This is a genomic window from Armatimonadota bacterium, from assembly GCA_013314775.1.
GTDB lineage: Bacteria > Armatimonadota > Zipacnadia > Zipacnadales > JABUFB01 > JABUFB01.
In genome coordinates, this window is record JABUFB010000008.1 from 632,842 (window position 1) to 653,530 (window position 20,689).

Genomic DNA, 20,689 nt, shown 5'->3' on the forward strand with positions numbered 1-20,689 from the left:
CAGGGCTTATATCCACAGGCACCCTGGCAGTTCGTCTTCTGGCAGCAGTCACCTCTCAGGGAAGGGCCGAAGGCCGGGTGCATGGAACTTTCGTGGGACACGCGCGCACCGACTTGCGGGATAACTCGAGAGGAACCAGATTCATGGGCAGCCGGTTCATTGTCACCCCCAACGAGTTCCAGGGGTCGGATTCTGAACGCATCAACCAGGCCATCCGCGCCGCTGCAGACTCCGGCAGGCGCGCGGTGATCCCGCGGCGGAATGAGGCAAAGGATGGGCCACGGAATACCTGGCTCCTGGATTCGGCGATCCTGGTGGAGAGCGGGACGGTGCTGGAGCTGGACAACTGCCATCTCAAACTCTCGGACCGCTGCCGGGACAACATGATCCGCAGCGCCAACTGCGGCCTGGGGATCCGCGAGATTGCACCCGTGCGGGACATCCGCATTCGAGGACTGGGCAATGTGGTGCTCGAAGGCGCGGACCATCCCAGGGCCACAGGCGACAGCGGCAAGAGGCTGGGAGAGCGCACCTACGGCACGGATGCCGGGGTCGCAGGCGAGAGTCAGACCGGGGACTGGCGCAACATCGGCATCCTCATGGCCTGCGTCGAAAACTTCAGCATCCAAGGCCTGCACATGCGTGACACCCATTGTTGGGCCATCTCCCTGGAACGCTGCTCTCACGGCACGCTGCGAGACCTGGACTTCGCATCCACCGAACACACCTTGATCGACGGGGAACAGGCGACCATCCTCAACCAGGACGGGATCGACCTGCGCATGGGTTGCCACGACATTTTGATCGAGAATGTGACCGGACACAGCGGGGATGATCTGGTGGCTCTCACCGCGATTCCCGGGCAGTCCGAAGCGGGCAGCACCGGGAGCACCATGGTGAGCTCCACCCGCGACCGCGGCGACGGGCTGGACGACATCCGGCACGTGATCATACGAAACGTGCGCGGGTACTGCCAGGGAGGGCACCATATCGTCCGTCTACTCAACACATCGGGCGTGCGCATGCACGATATTTTGATCGACGGGCTCATGGATACTTCGCCACCGGGCCTGCGCTGCAAGGCGGCTCTGAAAATCGGAGACAGCGGCTATGGCGGCGGGGTCGCGCCTCTCGGGGACACCTACCGGGTCATGGTGACGAGAGTACTGAGCAGGGCGCAGTATGCGGTGCTCATTGGCGGGTCGCTGTGCGACTCGGTCATCACCGATGTACTGCACCAGGGCGCTGCAGACAGCGCGGTATTCGTCGCTCCCGGGCCGGAGTTCCTGCGGGACGTGACAATTCAGAATGTGCGAGTTGTGCCGCACTGATGCGAAGATGGTGGATCGGAGGAAAGATGATGACTGCAAGGGTCGAGATTCTGCTGGTGATTGGCGCATTGCTGGGAGGCTCGACGGCGATGGCGGATTTTGAAGCGACGAAGAGCGTGATTCCACTGGACGTCCGGGCGCCCGAGAACAGCGCGGGCGGCCTCATCGCTGCAGACGTCAACGACGACGGCGCGATGGACCTGCTGGTGAGCGCGCCCGGATATGTGGGCGCGTATGCGACTGATGGCCGGAGACTGTGGTCCAAGCAGATTGACGTCTGCGTAGGTGGCCAGTCAGAGTCGGAGGGGCTTCCCGGACACCACGGACCCGGCCTGCAGGCCGGCGACATCGACGGCGATGGGCAGACCGAGGTGGTCTTCTTCGACCGCCAGAGCACCCTGCACGTTCTCAATGGCGCAACCGGCGACGAGAAATGGTCGGCGAAGCTTGTTCCGCCGGAGGGTGCCGAGAAGTGGGAACTTGCGGTAATCGGCAACTTCCGGGGGGAGGGCGACCACGACCTGCTCGTTCAGGCCACCAACCAGAAAGGCTACCGGATGGGGCGGTACGTGGCAGTCCATGCGGTTGAGTCCCTGCGGGATGGGAAGGACGAGCCGCTGTGGAAGCGCGACGATTTCGTCTCCTGCGCTCACAACGGCGCGCGCATCGCAGACATTGACGGAGACGGGCGCGACGAGATCCTGGGAGCGACGATACTGGGGCCCGATGGGACGCTTCTGGCGAAGGTCCCCGTAGACGGGCATATCGACTCGGTCTTTGTCGCGGACGTGCGCCCCGACCTGCCGGGTCTCGAAGTCGTGATGCTGGAAGAGGGGCGGCAGAACCGGGTGTTCCTGGTGGGCAGGTCCGGGTTGATCTGGGAGACGCACCACCGGCATCAGGAGCCCCAGAACGCGGCCATCGGGCGGTTCGTGGCGGGACGCGACGACATCCAGGTCTGGTGCCGCAGCCGTTACAACGAGCACCAGACGCCTTTCGTGTTCGACGCCGAAGGCAAGCTGCACTCGGAGTACAAGATGGATGACGTGGCACCGCAGGACTGGACGCTGCGCGGCGTGGAGGTGATCCACGGCATCCACTGGACCGGCGAGGATCGCAAGTACGCTTGCGCCAAGGAGCGCCACGAGTCCGGGGACGTGTGTATCTTCGATCCCGTGGGCGGCAGGTTCCTGCTGCGCCTGCCCGAGAAGGCTGACCGGCTCTACGTGGCGGACATCACGGGCGACTGGCGCGAGGAGATCATCGTCTGGAGTGGCGATGAACTCCACATCTATGCCAATCCGCAGCCGAATCCGAACCCGGATGCCCCGCGCCTGTGGACACTGCCTCACTATCGCCGCAGCAAGATGACCTGGAACTATTACAGCCCGTAGGCCTGCGCCGCAGACCGGTCGGTCAGGCCGAACAGAGCACCGCGCAACTCAGCGGCGGCAGTGTTACGCTGTCACCGATGACGCGCCGTTCCTCGTTCGTGCGGATGCAGACACTCAGCACCGGAGCGCTGCCCAGTCTCGCGTCCCGTACTGTCACCTCGCGCGGTTCCGGGGTCCAGTCGGCGAGGGTGACTGCATGCCGCCCGTCCGGGGCCTGCCACGCGCAATGGGCCACAGCGGGGACGGAGTGCTGTTTCCCGGCGAATTCCCACTCGCGCACGGGCAGAATACTTCCGCCGGGCGCCACATGCGGCCGTAGACCAGGAAATCCCGTCCCGCGCACCGGCGCGGAAGGCTCGCCCGAAAGGTCTACGCCCTCAAGTAACGGAATTGGTGTGCGGATCGCGTAATCGCGCAGGTCACCGTCTACAGAAAGATTGTGGTTTCGATGCCGACCCCTTTTGCCATCTTGGTCCTTTTCACGTGCGCCGTGTCCAGCGCTGCCCCGCTGACCACCGAGGTCGTCTCTCCCCGCGCCGGGCTGACCTTCACCGACTCAGAGCCGGTGGACGTGCGTGTGCGACTGACTGGCCTTGATGCTCCGGTACCTGTCCGATACACGGTGCGCGAAGCCCAGGGCCCCTGGCAGGTGCAGGGCGAGGTGAGCGTCGAGCCGATTCGTGACGGAGCGGGCGAAGCACGGTTGCCCCTCGAGTTGCCCGGGCGCGGCCTGTACACGGTGACGGTCGAGGCCCGGCGCGGGGATGAGCAGGCCCGGGATGAGAAGAGCCTGGGGGTTGTGTTCCCCCCTCACCCGGTGTCTGAGACCTCCCACTGGGGAATCTTCTATATCCCGCGCACGTGGGAAGGCAAGTCGCGCAGCGAGAGCTATCAGGACATCGCCCGGAACATCCGGATGCTGGGCGCATCCTGGGTGCGGTTCAACTTCTGGGCTCACATCTTCGGCAAGATCACCATCACCCAGGGCGAAAACCCGCAGGCGAGCGCGGACTGGTCTGATGCGAAGCTGATGGTCAAGGCATTGCGGGATGAGGGTCTGCTGATACTCGGGGAAGTCGCCCAATGCCCGCGCGAGCTGTCGTCGCGGCCCGACGACACCACTCCGTCGGGCGATGCCGGCCCCGTCTACAACCGCGTGAAACCCGCGGACTATGCCCTGTGGGAGCAGTTGATGGAGAAGCTGGCGCGTGACTTCGCCGAAGAGATTCCGGTCTGGGAGATCTGGAACGAGGCGAACCTGCCTAACGCCTACTGGACCGGGACGGTCGAGGAATTCGCAGAGCATGTGAAGCGCACCGCCGCTGGACTGCGTCGGGGAAATCCGGGGGCAAAGATTGCCGCCGCCGGCTTCGTGGGAGGGCATGACTTCGCCGACAAGTGCTTCAACCTGGGCATGGGCCAAGCGATTGACATCCTGACGGTACACTACACGGACGAGAACCCGGGCTGGATCGACGGCTGGAAGGCGCTGCTTGCGAAACACAAACTCAACCTGCCCATCTGGAACTCCGAGGAACGGTCGGAGGTACCCGTGCGCAACATGGCCGGCGGCATCGAGCATTCCATCAAGTTCTGCCACATCAACATCGGCTACGAAGCCTTCCGATTGCTCGTGAACCTCGACCTGACCCCGCGCGAGCCGGCGATATGGTTCTCTGTGGGCACGCATTGCATCGGCGACAGCACCTGGGCCGGCCGCGACGGCAGCGTCCCCGGCTACGACGTCCACTTCTTCCAGCGCGGCGAGGAGCGTATCGCGGCCTTTACCCGTCACGACGTTGCAGGCAAGCTGTTCACGATTGCCAATGAGGTCACACTAAGTGTCACGCCGCTGCGGCCCGAGGAACCGGTGCTCGTGACCGACATACTCGGGCGATCAAAGCCCCTGGAAATTCAGGGTGGTCGGGGGACGCTTGCCCTCTCCGGGCCGCTTTTCATCAACGGCGCGCGGGCCATCGAGATTACTCGCTCGAGCCTGGGCATAGCGGAAGATGTCATGGTGTTCGAGGCTGAGAGCGCAAAGAAAAGCGCGGGATTTGGGGTCAACAACCACACCGGTTTCTCCGAAGGCCGGACCCTGGACATCTGGAGTGATGTCGATCCAGGACCGGAAGGGTACTATGTTGAGCTGGACCTGACGGTTCCTGCAGCAGGACGGTATGAGGTACTCTTCGCCGGCAACGGTCTGGGGCGACTGGCCGCGCCGCGGTCATTGTCACCCTTCGTCTGGCAGATCGACGGAGGCGAACAGCACCTCGCCGACAAGGCTCTGCCGGTGACCCATGGCATCCCCGGCGCCCCAGAGGGTCTCAGCACGCTGGGCACCGTGGATCTTGCTCCCGGCGCGCACACTTTCCGCCTGAAGCTTACGGCCCGGCGAGATACCCCGGACAGACACTGGGCCCTTTGGTTCGACGCCATCGCCCTGCGCAGACTGCCCGACTGAGTTCGCGAGCGCGTAGGGCCGAGAACGCTATCGATAGCATTCAGCATCTGTTCTGCAATCTGGAGTTGGTCAGAGTGGTTTCCACGAAGGAGCCAAACCCGGCACCGGAGCGGCAGCCGGCCACGCCCTGGCATACACTCACGCCCGACGAGCTTGCCGAAAAGCTGGCTGTCTCCCTCAATGAGGGTCTCAGTGCCGCGGAAGCTGAGAAGCGGCTGCAGGAGTATGGTCCGAACGAGCTGGTGGAGAGGGGTCGACGAAGCCCACTGCTGATTCTGGCTGAGCAGTTCACCAGCCCCCTGGTGGTGGTGCTTATTGTCGCCGCCGCACTGTCGGCCGTCATTCACGGCATTGGCGACGCCATAGTCATCGGAATCATCCTGGTTCTCAATGGTGTGATCGGGTTCGTCCAGGAGTATCGGGCCGACCAGTCGATGCAAGCCCTGCGAAAGCTGTCGGTGCCGCAAGTCCGGGTGCGGCGTGGCGGTCAGGAGGAGACCGTCGCAGCGACAAAAGTGGTGCCCGGGGATGTGATCCTGCTCCAGGCAGGCGATTTCGCGCCCGCGGACGCGCGGATCCTCGAGGCCTCGAACTTGCGAGTCGACGAAGCAGCGCTGACCGGCGAATCAGAGCCTGTGGACAAGACCGACAAAGTATTGACTGAAGAGGACGTGCCTTTGGCCGAGCGCAGGAACATGGTCTACCGCGGGACCGCCGTGGTGTACGGGCGCGGTGAGGCGCTGATCGTGGCGACGGGCATGAACACGGAACTGGGCGCCATCGCGAACATGCTGCAGACCACCGAGGAAACCGCGACTCCGCTTCAGCGACGCCTTGCTGAATTGGGCAAAACCCTTGCGCTGTGGGCGCTCGTGCTGTGCGCAGTGATCCTCGGAATCGGTCTTCTGCGGGGGGAGCCGCTCTCTGAGATGCTGGTGACCGCGGTTGCACTGGCCGTTGCCGCGATCCCCGAAGGGCTGCCGGCGGTTGTCACCATCGCCCTTGCCATCGGCGCTCGCCGCATGGCCGCCCGCAATGCCCTGGTGCGCTCACTGCCGGCAGTGGAGGGCCTGGGTGCAGTAACGGTCATCTGCAGTGACAAGACGGGCACTCTCACACGCAATGAGATGACCGTGACCAACATCATTACCGATAGCGGTGCGTGGAAAGTGACCGGCGTCGGCTGTGTCCCGGAAAGTGAGATCAAGACGGCGGACGGCGATTCAGGGGAGATGTCAGAGGCTCTTCGCCGCCTGCTGCTTGCGGGTGTGCTGTGCAACGACGCCGCTGTACAGGAAAATGGGGAAAGCCCGGATAGCTGTCCGATCGTCGGAGACCCGACAGAAGGCGCCCTGCTGACGGTGGCCATGAAAGCAGGGCTATCCCCGGAAGCCCTGCGATCCCAGTACCCGCGGCTGGACGAAGTGCCATTCGAGTCCGAAACCAAACGCATGGCGACGCTTCACGAGATTGATGGCGAGCCGGTGGTTATGGTGAAGGGATCGCCGGAAGTGCTCGTTGAACTGTGCACCCATCGGCTTTCCAACGGCGAGAGCGCACCGCTGGATGAGGAAAGGCGCCAGGAGATTCTCGAGCGCGTGGCTCAACTCGCGTCCAACGGGCGACGGGTGCTGGCTTTCGCTGAGCGCCGGGGAGACCGGTCCGAGCCGCTGGATCGTAATCTCACTTACCTCGGCCTGGTAGGCATGATTGATCCGCCTCGTCAGGAAGCGCGGGAGGCGGTGGCTCAGTGCCGGAGTGCCGGCATCAGGCCGGTGATGATCACAGGCGATCACCGGTTGACGGCAGAGGCAATCGCCAAGGAACTCGGCATTATGGAGCATGGAGACCGGTCTATGGACGGCCGGGAGCTCGACGCCCTGGAGCCCGGTGAGCTTGAGGAGGTAGTCGAAGAAGTCGCGGTCTATGCCCGAGTCACTCCAGAACACAAATTGCGGCTTGTGGATGCTTTCCAGTCACACGGCCACATCGTCGCGATGACCGGCGACGGCGTGAATGATGCGCCGGCTCTGCGCGAAGCGGACATCGGTGTCGCCATGGGCGTCGTGGGGACGGATGTCTCGCGCGAAGCATCCAGACTTGTACTGGCCGATGACAACTTCGCCACCATCGTTGCCGCAGTGCGCGAGGGCCGGATCATCTTCGACAACATGCGCAAGTTTCTGCGCTTCCTGCTCAATACGAACCTCGCGGAAATCCTCACGATGCTGACGGCACTCCTGCTGGGGTGGCCCGTGCCGCTTCTCGCCCTGCAAATACTGTGGATCAACCTGGTGACCGACGGCCTGCCCGCGCTTGCGCTGGGGTTCGAACCCGGGGCGCAGGACATTATGCAGCGCAAGCCTCGAGACCCGCGCCAGGGGCTGATCACACGAGACATGCTGCGGGACATCCTGTTCAACGGGATCTTCATGGCGGCGGGGGTACTCGCCGTGATGCGGATGGGAACAGACCTGGCGCATCAGCGGACCATCGCATTCACCACCCTCGCTCTGGCGCAAATCGCCAACTGCGTGGCCTGCCGTTCCGAACGGCAGCTCATCATGCGTATCGGCTTCTTTTCGAACCCGCACATGATCGCTGCGGGGGCTATCAGCGTGATCGCTCAACTGGTGATTGTTTACGTGCCCTTCCTGGGGGCTATGTTCCAGACGGTCCCTCTGTCGTCTAGCGAACTCGGTTTGTGCTTCGGCGTGGCCCTGCTGGTGTTTGTGTTCGCTGAACTGCAGAAACTGCTCCACGGTGCGCTGGGGCGAGGGGCTGAACAGGAAGCGCAGCCCGGCTAGTCGTGAACGCAGGGCGAGCCGCAGTAGGAGCCCCTCTGCCCACGCGGCTTGCCCTTCGTGGCAAGTCAGGAACGGTTCTCTACTGGACCTCCTGCACCCTCGCCACCAGGAAATCGGCGATGACCCGCGCCATGAGCGCGTGGCCCTCCGGGTTTGGATGGGCCATGTCGCCCATGTAGGCCAGGTAGCCATCGCGCCCGGTAGCCTTGAGCGCCGCGGCGAGGTCCAGACACTCGATCCCCCGCGCGGCTGCCACATCGCGCACAGCCTGGGCGAAGTCATCCATCATTGTGAAGCGCGGCCCTGCGCCGGGAATGGTGGTCAGCGGCAGAATCGCCGTTGCCCCCCGGGTGAGGGCGCAGATCCGCCGGTAGTAATCCTCCAGTGAATCCGCGAACTGCTCCGCCGAGAATTGCCCGGACTTGTCGTTGTACCCGTATAGCGTGGTCACGAGGTCCGGCGCGGGCCCCTGGAAATCGCGGTTCACCCACGAGCGGGCATCGGTGAGCCTCGCTCCACCCACCGCACGGCTGATCACCACGATCGCGTCATATCCCAGCCGCTCCCGGAGCATTGCCTGGAGCAGCGTGGCATAGCGCTGATTGTCTCTGTCCGGGAGCCCCGTCCCCGCAGTGATGGAGTCGCCCATGCACAGGATGAACACAGGCTGCTTCGCGCGCAATTTGGCGATCACGCTCGTAAGGGGAGCGGAAGCAGGCGGCGGCTCATGCTCCGGCAGTGATTCCTCGATCCGCAGTTCGTCCACCCAGTAGGTATGCGATGGGATCGGTGCGTTGTTGTGGCCAATGGTCCAGCGCGTGCCCAGTCGGACCCAGTTGATCCCGCTTGGCGGCAACGACCCCGGGGCACCGATAGGTTCGAAGGCTCCCTCCGGAATCCACTGGTCCCAGGTCACCTCATACTTGCGCCATTCGGTCTGGGCCAACGGAAAGAAGTAGCAGTAGCGGTAGGACGCGTTGGAGCCGTCCCCGTACAACGCGATGCAGCCCCACTGATCGGAACCGTCGCCTTTCGCCCAGAAGCTCACCCCGTCGCACTTGTCGAATTCCGCGGGTGGATAGCCGGAGATGATCTTCCCCGAGACCTGGCCCGGCATGGTCACCTTGATCGACGCCGCACCCTCGTGGGCATCGTCGGATTTTTCGAATACTGCGCCACCTGCCGCTTTCCAGTCGGTAACGTCTTCGAAGCTGGTGAGAAGCGTCTGGGCAGTGCAGGACGCCAGCAGGCCTGCTAACAGGGCCAGAACGAACACAGTCGGACGCATGGGGGACCTCCCGCCATCTTTGTGTGTCATACTCTTTTCGCCAGGAAGTTTCGATGGCCTTCTGGCGGTTCCCTATCCCCCGGCAAGGGCTTCCAGGGCTTCGATTACCCGGCGCTTCACTGCATCCGCATCGTATCCGTCGGGTGCGCGACGCTGGTTCAACTTGACGCCTGCCTCCAGGGACTTCAGCAGTTCGGAGGCGCGGGCCACCGCGACGGTCTGCTTCCCGTCGCCTGTGGCCTGGTCCACTGCTCGCTGGAGCGCATTGTACAGGTAGAAGTCCTCGGCACCCTCGCGGCAGCGGGCGAAGTGAATCGTCGGGTAGATCTGCTCGCGGCCGTAGCAGATCATGGCGGTATCCGGCTCGCGACCGTCCAGGTCGAAGAACTGGTAGCCGTGCAGCACGTTGAGATGCCACTGCCAGCGGGCCTTCACGCCCTTGCGGAACTCGCTCCACTGATACAGGCCGAAGGAGTAGCGGTCCCGTCCCTGGTTGTAGATGTGGATGTCTTTCCCGAGCTTCTCAGCCTCTGCCATCACCGAGGCATCATGGTTGTTCAGATTGCTCACGTCGAGGTGCTCGAAGAACCGCTGATGCCAGTAGAGCATGTCCTCCGGGTTCTCGGGCCGGGTGTTGAAGTGAACGCTGTACGCACCGCTGGTCCGCAGAGTCTCCGGAAAAGCAGCACTCACTTTCTCGAGCATCTTCATGAACTCCAGCTCATCCTCCGCCTGCTCGCGAACCCGGGTCTCATCACACATGGAGTAGAAGATGGTGGGCCAGTCATTGTCTCGCGCGTGCTGATCCACCACCTCCCACGCACGCATGAGCGCCTCCTCGTACGGCAACCCACTGTCCTGCTCCACCTTCTCACCCATGGCGCCCTTCACGTATCTCTCGTGCAAGTTCCGGAAGCGCAGGCCGCCGTAGCCGTTGATGCCTTTCGTGAATCCGTGGTCGGCGAGCTGCGCGAAAAAGTCATCCGCGGCGTTCAGGTCGACGGTGGGTTTCCCGTTCTGCCAGCCGGTGAGGATGATGTCCGGGCCGCCGGAGACGGCGTTCATGCCATACTCCGCAAGGAGCGTCAGCGTCTCATCCAGCACTGCCCGGCGCTTCTTCGCGGGGATGAGATCGGGCGGTTCGAGACCAAAGAACCCCATCAGATAGGGGGTGTCGCGGGACAACGCAACCGGGCTTACACGCAGGGACAGCGGCACCCGGAGCAGCAGTTTGCCTCCGGGGTCCGAGAAGCTCAGCGCAGCCGAATAGTTGCCCGATTGCGCATCTTCGGCCACTCGTACGGTCACGATGAACTCTCGCGTGATGCCCTTCGGCAACTTCGCAACTGATGTCTGTCGCAGCGTGTGCGGCTCTACGTGGTAGGCGATGTCTCCGAAACCTCGGCTGGTATTGTACCAGGCCATCCGCACATCCGCGTCCAACTGAGAGGGGCCCGAGAAGGGTTCGAGGGCCACGCTGCACGCGCCGAGGTCCTGCAGCGGCCTGACCGCGAGGCAGAATGGCTCGTACTCACCGCGCACGGCAAGTCGGCTGATGCTCAACTCTCCGGGGGATGCGACATCATCCGGCGGGACGCTGCCCGGCTTGATCTGGGCCTCAATGCCCACCGGCCAGGCCACCAGACCAATCTCTGCCCACTCCGCCGGCGCGGTGTAGTCAGGCGCGGGCGGGTCAAGGAGAGCAGCCTTCCGGCGGAATTCGGCTGCGACAGTCTCGAGTTGTGCGTCGATCCAGCCCAGCGCCTTCTCATCGTCCACCTGGGCCAGGGCAATCGCGGCGATCTTGCTCCCGAAGGTAATGTCGGATTCGAAGCGCAGATTCAAGCCGCTCCCTGCCACGTCTGCCTCGAACACGCCTTGCTGCGCAAGTTCTCCCGCCATGTACGTGTCCCAGATGTCCACGCCGACGGGCTCCACGAGCTCAAAACGATAAAGGGGATGGGCGGGTCCGTCCGGGCGATTTTGGGTCCACGCCAGGCGATTATTGGCGTACACTGCACGGTTAGTGTGCTTCGCCTGCTCTCCGCCCCAGTAGCCGGAGTTCTCATAGAGAATAGTCACCCGATACCTGCCCGGCGGCACATCCACCTGGAACCGGTATCCGCCGGCCTCGCAGAAGTCCTGGATCAGGCTGGTGCCGAAGGTAGTGTCTCGCGCCGCTCCGGCCCACGGGTTGCCGCCCTGGGGACCCCAGCCGAACCCGCGTTCCTTCGAGTACACGGTGTCATGGGCCACCGGCGTCCAGCCCAACATCACCGGCTGATTCGGCGGCCCGAAGTCGAAGGCCCAGACGTTTCTGGGACGGTCCTGCTGCACGAAGCGCAGGTTATCGATGAGCACCCGGCCCGCTGCACCCTTCGCCCCGAAACCGAAGTCCAGGCGCACGATGGAATCCGTGTCTATATTGCGCGCGATGTCATTGTTCCTGCTGCCCGCTTCACCCCGGAACAGCCCGTTTACCGGGATCACCCACTCCGACTTGCCCGGGGGGAAGGTGGTATTGGAATTGTGCCGGTTCCAGTAGCTGCGGTTCTTGTCTTCCCAGGCCTTGTCCGCAACCAGGAGATAGCCGGGCATCGGGACATCACCCGGGTTGGTCACGTCCAGGATCAGCGCGTCATATGGCGACCAGTCGGCAGGCACTCGGTTCCAGTAGAGATAGCCAGGGCTGTACTCCGCCGCGGGGTCGAAAGTGACTTCCATCGCCCGTTGACCGTGGGTTGCCCCCTCGGTGACGAGAGCGGCTTTGCCCGCAACAATCTGCCAGTTGGAAAGAGAGGTTTCGGTCTCGAAGTCCTCGACGATCGTGACTTCGTCAGCCATGGGCCCACACACGAGCAAGAGCATCGAAAGGACGGTCAGGCAGCGGATCATGCGGGACGCCTCCTTACCGGTTATTCGCGGGCTCCTTTGGAAGGGAATTCGCCGCCGGAGCTTAGCTCCCTTCGCGTCACACAGAGGGCGCCTCGTTTCTTATGGCGAATCTGTGCGAGAGATACCTGCCGGCCCAGTCCCGCTCTCCCACTCCAGTGCGAGGAATGCCTGAGCTGCCATGCGCGTCCGTGGCCATGCCCTGATTCTGGGCGCCATCCTGGTGCCGCTCAATTGCATCTGGATTGCCCAGATGGAAATGGCGACCCAGTACAACCCGGGCATCGGCGGCGGACCGTTCCCCACCACGTTCTCTCTGTTCTCCAACGTCGTCCTGCTGCTCGTTGTGCTCAGCCTGCTCAACGCCTCCCTGGGACGCATCGCGCCGCGCTGGAAGCTGAACCCCGCCGAACTGCTGGTCATCTACACCATGCTCTGCATCGCTTCGGCGGTGGACGCCATCGACATGATCGATGTGCTGGTCCCCATGGTCACCCACGTGTACCGGTACGATGACCTTTCGGCCGGCCGGCCTTATGCCGACGAGATCATGCCCTACATCCCCACCTGGTTCAGCGTCACCGACACCGACGCCCTGAAGTACTGGCACGAGGGCGCACCCCACAATTTCTGGCGGCGCGAGACGCTCCTTGCGTGGCTGCCTGCGCTCTCTGTGTGGGGGATCGTCTTGCTGGTGATGCTGTGGGTGATGCTTTGCATGGCTGCTCTCCTGCGCACGCGCTGGATCAATCAGGAGCGCCTCAGTTACCCGATCACCTTTATCCCCGTCCAGATCGCCCACGGCGGCCACGGCATCTTCTCCGGCTCATTATTCTGGCTGGGGGTGTCGATTTCCGTGTTCATCAGCCTGATCAACGGGCTGCACATGATCTGGCCGGCGATCCCCACGATCTGGGTGAAACTCCGGGATCTCGCCCCTTACTTCAGCGGCCGCCCGTGGAACGCGGTGGGCTGGACCCCTATCTCCTTCTATCCCTTCGCCATTGGCCTGGGGTATCTCTTGCCGCCCGACCTGCTGTTCTCCACCTGGTTCTTCTTCTGGCTCTTCAAAGCGGAGCGGATCATGGCTTCGGCCACTGGCTGGCTGGGGTATGACTCGCTTGCACCGTACATCAATGAACAATGTTTCGGCGCTTACATGTACGTGGCGATATTCGGGCTGTGGCTGGCGAGACGGTACATCGCCGAATCCGTCGCCCGAGTGTTCGCGCCGGCTTCGGAGGGCAACACTCCCAGCGAAGTCTTCCACCGGCGCCTGGCCATCTCGGGCGCGATCCTTGGATTTGTCGCTCTCGTGGGATTCTTCGTGCACACAGGGATGTCCATCTGGCTTGCGGCGGTTGCCTGGATAATCTACTGGCTGATCTCGCTATCGGTCACCAGAATGCGCGCCGAACTCGGCCCACCTGCCCACGATCTGCACGCAGGGGGGCCGGATCACATGCTGCCGATCATGATCGGGACCCGGTCCCTGGGCACGCAGAACCTCAACCTGATCACCTGGTTCTACTGGTTCAACCGGGCCTACCGCAGCCACCCGATGCCCCACATGCTCGAGGGCTTCTGCATGGCCCGCCGTCAGGGGTTCAGCGAGCGGCCGATGGTCTCCGGGGTGGTGATAGGTGGGGTACTCGGGGTAATCAGCACCTTCGTCGCCCTGGTCTACTTCGGGTACCACAAGGGCGCGGAGGCGAAGATGGCGGGGCATGTCACCTGGTTCGGGTTCGAGGCCTTCAACCGCCTCCGGGGCTGGCTCAATAACCCCGCCGGGCCCAACTTTGGCTCAGTTGGCGGCGCAGGCGCGGGGCTGCTTTTCGCCGCAGTGTTGCACCGCATGACGATCCAGTACATCTGGTGGCCTCTGCATCCGCTGGGCTTTGCGATTGCGGGGAGCTACTCCATGTCGGTCTCCTGGTGCCCCATGTTGCTGGCGTGGGTCGCCAAGACCGCGCTGCTGCATTACGGCGGACAGCGCGGCTACATGCGTTTCGTCCCCTTCTTCGTGGGGCTGTTGCTGGGCGACTATTGCAGCGGCACCATCTGGCCTGTCATTGGTTGGCTCACAGGGAGGAGTCTGTATAGCTTCCAGCAGTGAGAGGAGGACAGATACGGCATGCACCATCGCGTAGGCCGACCGTCCCGGCCGGTTGTCGAGCGGGACGCTCGACTTACGCGCCCTTCAGACCTAAGCGTCCGGCAGGACGCATGGACAGGAGTTCCCATATTCCCTGGTCCAACCAGGGTCACGAGCGCACAGAGACGGCGGCGGGCGAGACGTCCACCTCACGCGGTCCAAGGACACAGACGGCAGGACATCAGCAGCCGTCCTTCCCCGCGCGGCGATGATTCTCTCTCGTCCGCTCACGGCTTCGGGGTGATCTCGATGGTCACCGCTCCCAACCCGATCTCCGAATGGAAGATCTCCGGCGCGACCGGCGTCTTGCAGGTCGTGGCCACGTAGAGCGCGCGCCACTTATTGTTTCCCAGGTACTCCAGTTCACCGGTACCCCTGATGGTCTCGATCCCGAGGAAGTAACAATTGGGGTAGTCCGGATCGTCGCTGCCGGCCAGTTTCGCCGGTCCGGGCTCACCCCACATCCACTTCACCCCGTCTCGTGAAAACTGAAAAGTGGGAACGGTGCGCCCGTCGTCCGTTCCGGTGAAGGTGATGCGTAGAAACAGCGGGCCGCCGGGAGCCTGCTTGAGATACCCAGTCTGGTTTCCAAGCTGTGCGAACCACACGCCCGACTCGCGCTGCTGCCAATCGAAGGTGGTCGGGTCGGCTGATCGGATGCGGCAGTAACCCTGCCACTGCCCCGCAACGTTCGCCGCCACGTACATCCACCACGGTCTGCCGTCCGCGTCCCACGGAACGTAAATGACTTCCTGGTGGTGAAGATTGGTCCGTGTCGGGTCGTCCAGTCCCACGATGACCCCGCGCTCCTGCGACCACCGCTGCCAGTTCAGGGCATCCGTGCTTGTGTGAAGCTGGATGCGGTCGCACTGGGTCTCGGCGCGCCGGCCGGGGATGTCAATGGGCTGCCCGGGATCAATTTCGACCTGGGTGAACATGTAATACGTATCGCCGACCCTGATGACCTCAGGCTCCAGGTAGTTGTTGGCGAACCACGTGTCACCCTTGCCCTCCTCGCCGCCCTGCCAGAACTCAGGCCGGTCGTGGGGCATCTTCCAGGTTCCCGGCGCGCCGGTGGTCGAAATGTGCTGCAGCGTGTGGTCCCCGTCGCCGCCCTGGGGTCCGCGCCTCAGCCAACGACCGCCCGAAAACAAGCGCAACACCTCGCCGTCCCGGATGAGATGGGCGCTGTAGTCATAGGCGGGCTGGTCATCAGTGAGAGGCCGGTCCACCGCGGCTTTCGCTCCGAAGAAAGTGCTCTCCACCTGCAAACTCGCGATGCCCTCGAAGTCCGGGAAGGACACCCTTCCCGTGTCGCAATCGGCAGCTGTACAGACGGCGAAGAGCACCACGACGGACACCAGCAGGGCGGCTGGGTTCACGAACATTCTCGGTCTCGCTTTCCACGGCAGAGTGTTCCCCCACACAGTGGGGGCGTGCACATTCCAGCGGATACTCACTCACTCCTGTCCCGCCGACCACGCAGGGGTGTTTGGACCAAGCACAGCCGGCGCCCAGATCTGCCCAAGATTCGCCGTGCCGCCGCACTTCTGGCACTCGCAGGGGCCGTCTTCGTCCTGGCACCAGCACTGCCCCAGCAGATTGAGATACCCTCCAGGGGCGTACGAACAGGCATTGCCGTCACGTGTCCCCGTGACCGCGCGCCAGCCCGGCGTACCAAACTTCGAGTAGTGAGTGATGAGGTCCAGTTTCCACGGCTCGTCCGCCCAGTAGTATGCAGACCAGTACCAGCCTACGCTGGACTTGTACAGGGCGTCAATGTGGACTTCCTTGTCGCCTGTCGGCATGATGAGATAGCGGAAATAACCCTCCGGGAAAGCCTTCGAGCATTTCGACTTGCCCAGGAACACGTAGCCATACAAACCGGGACTGGCGGCGACTGCGTCCGCTTCGGCCCAGGTAGATGGCTCTGCAAGCTCACTGTATGATGCCGCCCCGTAGACCGCATACTCCCCCGTCCGGTGTGGAGTGTAGACGATGAAGCCGGGACCCGGCTCTTCGCAGGCCTCCACGATCTCCACAGGGAACTCGGCCTTCGCAGGTTGGTCATTGATGGTGAGCGTGAGAGTACCCTCATCGTCGATAGGGTCTTCGGGGCACTCGATCAGGCATTGGGACTTGCTCGTGGCTCGGGGGTCCATAATCAAGAGGTTGCTTGGCCAGAGGTCCCAGTTCCCTGACTTGACGGTATCGCTGCGTTCCTGGCGTCCCCAATGGTCCGGCAGGATCGACATCCGAAGCGGATTTGCTCCGATCATCAGCATGAGTCGCTGTTTCCCCATCTCGATCACGAAGGGCCCATCCCACACCACCCCCGCCAGCCAGATCGGCACTCCGGGGATACTCAGACCGATATAGCATATCTGATTCCAGCGTGTACCCCATTTGAGCAACGGGTCAAAGCCGGTGGAATAGAGAAGACGCAGGATGAGCGCCTCCACTTTGGGCCATTGCTTGAGGATGAGAGAATAGATCCGCGAAATCAGATAGATCGACCCGAGCTTGTACTCATGCTCCGGTATGATGGCCTCAATGAGCGGATATACCTTCTTCAGCCAGACGTAGCGCGCAAGCAGGATGTCAATCACCTTGGTAAACGAGCCACGTAGAAGCCACCACGTGATAATGCTGATGACGGTCCCCCAGATTTTCAGATAGAACCACTGCGCCGAATACTCCGGAGGGTTTCTCCAGACCGCAAAGTCCGCCTCGCATCCGGGGTCGCATCCAGTGCAGAAGCTCTTCTGGGTCTGGACGCTAGCCGCCCCCACTGATGCGGCCATCGCCTCGGCCACCTGTACAAGATTGTCTGTCCCGGAGTCCGTCGCGGGTACAGTCCAGACGGTAGCAACGAACGGCCCCGCACTTGGCCCGGAACTGACCTCTATCGTCCACTCCCCGGACTGCGGCCCATTGATGACCAGACCGACCTCCGGGGTCAGTGTCCCCCCGTGGGTAAGCACGGTATTGCTCAGCCCATCCAACTGATCCATGGCGCTCTGGGCACTCGCCCAGAAAGCGTCCGACAGTTGGGGCAACTCAGGGTCCCCGTGAACCAATGCGTTCATGAGTTGCTCCCAGTCACTGTCCGTCGGCTCCGGGGGCAGCCCACGGGTGATGTCCACAAAGTAGTTGTACAGAGCCGCGTCGGTGGCAGGCGCGGCGGGGCTCCGTTCGGCGAATCCCGAGTAGGTCGCCGCGCCATTGCTCAGGGTGACTGTGCGGGCGCCGCCCGGCGAAGTCAGTTTGATCTGCGCACCCTGCAGGTCCGAATTGGGCAAGTCGGGCGAAGCGCCTATCACCAGTTCGCGTGCTCCCGGCGGCACAACGAGCTTGCCCGTTTCGCTCCAGGGAACACCGTTTCCCCGGCTCAGAACTGCGGCACACCCCTGTCCACCCGCCCCAACGGCGGTGATCAGGTCATTGCGGTCGGGTACCCACGTGCTACTTAGGTACGATTCAATCAGCAGGCGTGCATCATTGGCGCCCGGCGTGCCATCGCCATCCAGGTCATGCCGCTCCTCCCACGGGGCGCCTGCCAATGCCGCGCGCCAGCCACGTATGAAATCCGCAATGCTCAGGGGGCCTACGTAGGCGCTGGGCCCCACAATCCCACCCCCTTGGGCAAATGCCGGCGCTGCAACCAGCAACAACATTGCTGTAACCACTGTCATGCAGACCGCACTGCGCAGATTCCGTCGACGATAGACCCAGGCCACGCCACGCACCTCCCACCTGACTGCGTGATTACATAGGTCAACGCCTCGTCACTGCCATATATTTACGACAATGGCCACGGGCACTCCTGCGGCCATCGGCTCATTCGGCAGGCACTAACCGCTGACAGGGAATGCGAAGAAAAAGCCGCTGCAAGGTTTCCAGGCAGTGGACAGGTCTTGCTGTATCCGTTGCAGCTCATTACAGTGGGGGCCGTGCAGGCGTCGGAAGGATTCGGGAGGTCTGTCCCGGCTCGGGTTCGGTCCGGAACTCAGGCGCAACGTGGGAGAAAAACACGTCTTTGGCCGCAGGTCGGTGTCTGCCATCTCTCATGGCCACAGGGATAGCGACGCCCCGTTTTCGTGCTGCAGAGACCGCTTCCAGGCCGATGAGAATGGTCCCGCGCTGTGCAAAGCGTATCGCGCTGGAGGGATGGCGACGGCGCAGAGACGCAGCGACACGGGGCATGTTTGAGTTCTGCAGGCATCTGCGCGTCGTCTATCGTTCTCCGGAGCGTGTCTGGACTTGCCGCGATCGTGCTCTCTTTGTTTGGCATGAGTTCCGCCGGCCCGATGGTCCTGTAATCTCGCCAGCGGGCTTCTTGCCTCACAGCCCGCGAAGCGGGCGGCACCCTACAGCCACGGGTGGAGTGGAGCGAAGCGGAACGGAACCCGTGGACTCGGCCCAGTCCGGACCGCTTGAGCCCCCGAGGGGCGACAGAAATGATGATAAGCCGGGCAGTTGTGCTGCCCCTGCAGGGGCTTTTGGGTGGTTTTCGGGTGACGTTGTCCTGGGGCTGCGGCCCGCTTCGCAGGATATAAGGTAACGGTGTCGTATCTTTTTGCCGCGAACACCCGAGGACAGAGATGAGGCCCCGGCGCGACCGAATCCAGTCCTTTTCCAGGAACGCACCCATTGACAGACTCGGACCCGCTCTGGGCCAGGCAACGCTGGAATTGGATTTCACAAAGAGTTGCCTCAAGGGGTTCACGCTACGTCTCCGACAGCGCCCAAATCATGACCGCCAAAGCGCCCATCTGCCGGGTGGGTCTGCTGACTACTCCTGCGCTGGAGGTGCCACGGTGTCACGAATTCGCATCGGCACGTGCAGCTGGAAATTCCCCTCCTGGGAAGGCCTGGTCTACTCTGCATCGAAGGGCATCAACTACCTGCATGAGTACGCGCGGAAATACGACACGGTGGAAGTGGATCAGTGGTTCTGGTCGCTCTTTGAGGGAAGCGCGCCCAGATTGCCCACCGCCTCGGACGTGGCCGAGTACAGAGCATCGGTTCCCGACGACTTCCGATTCACGGTGAAGGTCCCCAATAGTGTCACGCTAACCCACTACTACAACAAGTCCAAGTCAGATCCGTTAGTGGAGAACCCCTATTTCCTCTCGCCGGAGCTCTTCGGCCGGTTCCTCGACTTGCTTGGCCCGATGCGCGACACACTCGGTCCCCTGATGTTCCAGTTCGAGTACCTCAACAAGAAGAAGATGAGCGGTCAGGCTGAGTTCCTGAAGCGCTTCGGCGCGTTCGTGGACGCATTGCCGCAGGGCCCCGAGTACGCCCTGGAGACGCGCAACTCCAACTGGGTCAATGCGCCCCTTTTCGAGTTCATGGCGGAACGAAAGCTGGTGCCGGTGCTCCTGGAGGGCTACTGGATGCCCCCTGTGGCTCAGGTGTTCCGCGACTGGCGTGAACCGCTCCTGAACTCTCGGGCAGTGGTGATCCGGCTCCATGGTCCGGACCGCGAAGGCATGGAGAAGGAGACCGGCAAATACTGGGGCACCCTCGTGTCGCCCCGGGAGGCGGAGTTGGTGAGCATCGCCGACATGACTCGGGAGCTGATGGATGCCGGGGTCGAGGTCACGATCAACGTCAACAACCACTTCGAGGGCTCGGCGCCGCTCACCATCCGGCGCCTGCGAGAGTTGCTGGCGGACCGACTGGAGGACCTGCCGGCGGATTGACCGGGATGCGCCCCTCGCAGCCAGCCACACGGCGGGATCCTTATATCTGGTAGTCGCCAGCCAGTTTCCCGTTCAGTTCCCTTTGCCTTCGCACCAGGTCTGCAATACTTACCGTGTCAAGGATCCGATTCATGGCGTTCTGAAGATCAATCCATACTTCCCGCAATGAGCACGCGCCGGGCCCCCAGCATCCGGGGCAGTCCACATCTGACTCCGCGTGCGGGTCTTCGAGGCAGTGGCCAGGCCGCAACTCTCCGTCGAGGGCTCGGATGACATCCCCCACGCTGATCTCCTCTGCGGGGCGGGCCAGCCGGCAGCCCCCACGAGGGCCCGAACGACTGTCGACGAGTCTGGCCTGCTTCAGATCACGCAGCACCTGCTCCAGATACTTCCGCGGCAGGTTTTCGTTCTCGGCCAGCCAGGCGATGGTCGCATTCGAGCCCTCTTCCGCGCGTTCCGCCAGCCGGTACATGGTCCGCAGACCGTAACTCGCGCGTCTTGAGATAAAAGCCATTTTCGTCCTCCGGCGACAAGAGCCTCTCGCGGCCCCCGTCCGCGTTTATTGCCGGTATGCACAGCGGGATTATAGGCGGTGCATCCTGGCAGAGCAAGCGCGTACCCTCCACGGGTGCGTTCACTGAAAG

Annotated in this window: 12 protein-coding genes; 6 read left to right on the forward strand and 6 right to left on the reverse strand. The window is 63.0% G+C overall.

Features of this window, described 5'->3' with window-relative positions; all coding sequences use genetic code 11:
• The first annotated feature begins 143 nt into the window (after positions 1-143).
• Positions 144-1,331, forward strand: a complete 1,188-nt coding sequence (locus HPY44_09685; protein ID NSW56275.1) for a hypothetical protein — start codon at positions 144-146, stop codon at positions 1,329-1,331.
• Between the two features lie 26 nt (positions 1,332-1,357).
• Positions 1,358-2,725 (forward strand): hypothetical protein, encoded by a 1,368-nt coding sequence (locus HPY44_09690; GenBank protein ID NSW56276.1) that lies wholly within the window; start codon positions 1,358-1,360, stop codon positions 2,723-2,725.
• Between the two features lie 22 nt (positions 2,726-2,747).
• On the opposite strand, the gene HPY44_09695 is transcribed toward HPY44_09690, so the two are convergent.
• Positions 2,748-3,005: a hypothetical protein gene (locus tag HPY44_09695; GenBank protein ID NSW56277.1), complete on the reverse strand. Its 258-nt coding sequence runs from the start codon at positions 3,003-3,005 to the stop codon at positions 2,748-2,750.
• Between the two features lie 168 nt (positions 3,006-3,173).
• On the opposite strand from HPY44_09695, the gene HPY44_09700 reads away from it, so the two are divergent.
• Positions 3,174-5,192 carry a hypothetical protein gene (locus HPY44_09700; protein ID NSW56278.1) on the forward strand — a complete coding sequence of 673 codons (2,019 nt, stop codon included), beginning with the start codon at positions 3,174-3,176 and terminating at the stop codon, positions 5,190-5,192.
• A 74-nt stretch (positions 5,193-5,266) separates the two neighbouring features.
• Complete coding sequence (locus HPY44_09705; protein NSW56279.1) at positions 5,267-7,999, forward strand: cation-translocating P-type ATPase; 2,733 nt, start codon at positions 5,267-5,269, stop codon at positions 7,997-7,999.
• A 79-nt stretch (positions 8,000-8,078) separates the two neighbouring features.
• On the opposite strand, the gene HPY44_09710 is transcribed toward HPY44_09705, so the two are convergent.
• Positions 8,079-9,287 carry a hypothetical protein gene (locus tag HPY44_09710; GenBank protein ID NSW56280.1) on the reverse strand — a complete coding sequence of 403 codons (1,209 nt, stop codon included), beginning with the start codon at positions 9,285-9,287 and terminating at the stop codon, positions 8,079-8,081.
• Positions 9,288-9,359: 72 nt separating this feature from the next.
• Entirely contained in the window at positions 9,360-12,182 is a 2,823-nt protein-coding gene (locus tag HPY44_09715; GenBank protein ID NSW56281.1) for a hypothetical protein, read from the reverse strand.
• 178 nt (positions 12,183-12,360) lie between these two features.
• Here HPY44_09715 and HPY44_09720 point away from each other — a divergent pair, with 178 nt between their 5' ends.
• Positions 12,361-14,295: a hypothetical protein gene (locus HPY44_09720; protein NSW56282.1), complete on the forward strand. Its 1,935-nt coding sequence runs from the start codon at positions 12,361-12,363 to the stop codon at positions 14,293-14,295.
• A 266-nt stretch (positions 14,296-14,561) separates the two neighbouring features.
• Here HPY44_09720 and HPY44_09725 read toward each other — a convergent pair whose 3' ends face one another.
• Together HPY44_09725 and HPY44_09730 are read right to left on the reverse strand one after the other, a co-directional pair.
• Positions 14,562-15,722, reverse strand: coding sequence for a hypothetical protein (locus HPY44_09725; protein NSW56283.1), 1,161 nt, complete (start codon positions 15,720-15,722; stop codon positions 14,562-14,564).
• A gap of 72 nt (positions 15,723-15,794) precedes the next feature.
• Complete coding sequence (locus HPY44_09730; GenBank protein NSW56284.1) at positions 15,795-18,074, reverse strand: hypothetical protein; 2,280 nt, start codon at positions 18,072-18,074, stop codon at positions 15,795-15,797.
• Between the two features lie 1,080 nt (positions 18,075-19,154).
• Here HPY44_09730 and HPY44_09735 point away from each other — a divergent pair.
• On the forward strand, positions 19,155-20,045 hold the full coding sequence (locus HPY44_09735; protein ID NSW56285.1) for a DUF72 domain-containing protein: 891 nt from the start codon (positions 19,155-19,157) through the stop codon (positions 20,043-20,045).
• Between the two features lie 40 nt (positions 20,046-20,085).
• Here HPY44_09735 and HPY44_09740 read toward each other — a convergent pair whose 3' ends face one another.
• Positions 20,086-20,559: an Rrf2 family transcriptional regulator gene (locus tag HPY44_09740; GenBank protein NSW56286.1), complete on the reverse strand. Its 474-nt coding sequence runs from the start codon at positions 20,557-20,559 to the stop codon at positions 20,086-20,088.
• Positions 20,560-20,689: the final 130 nt, after the last annotated feature.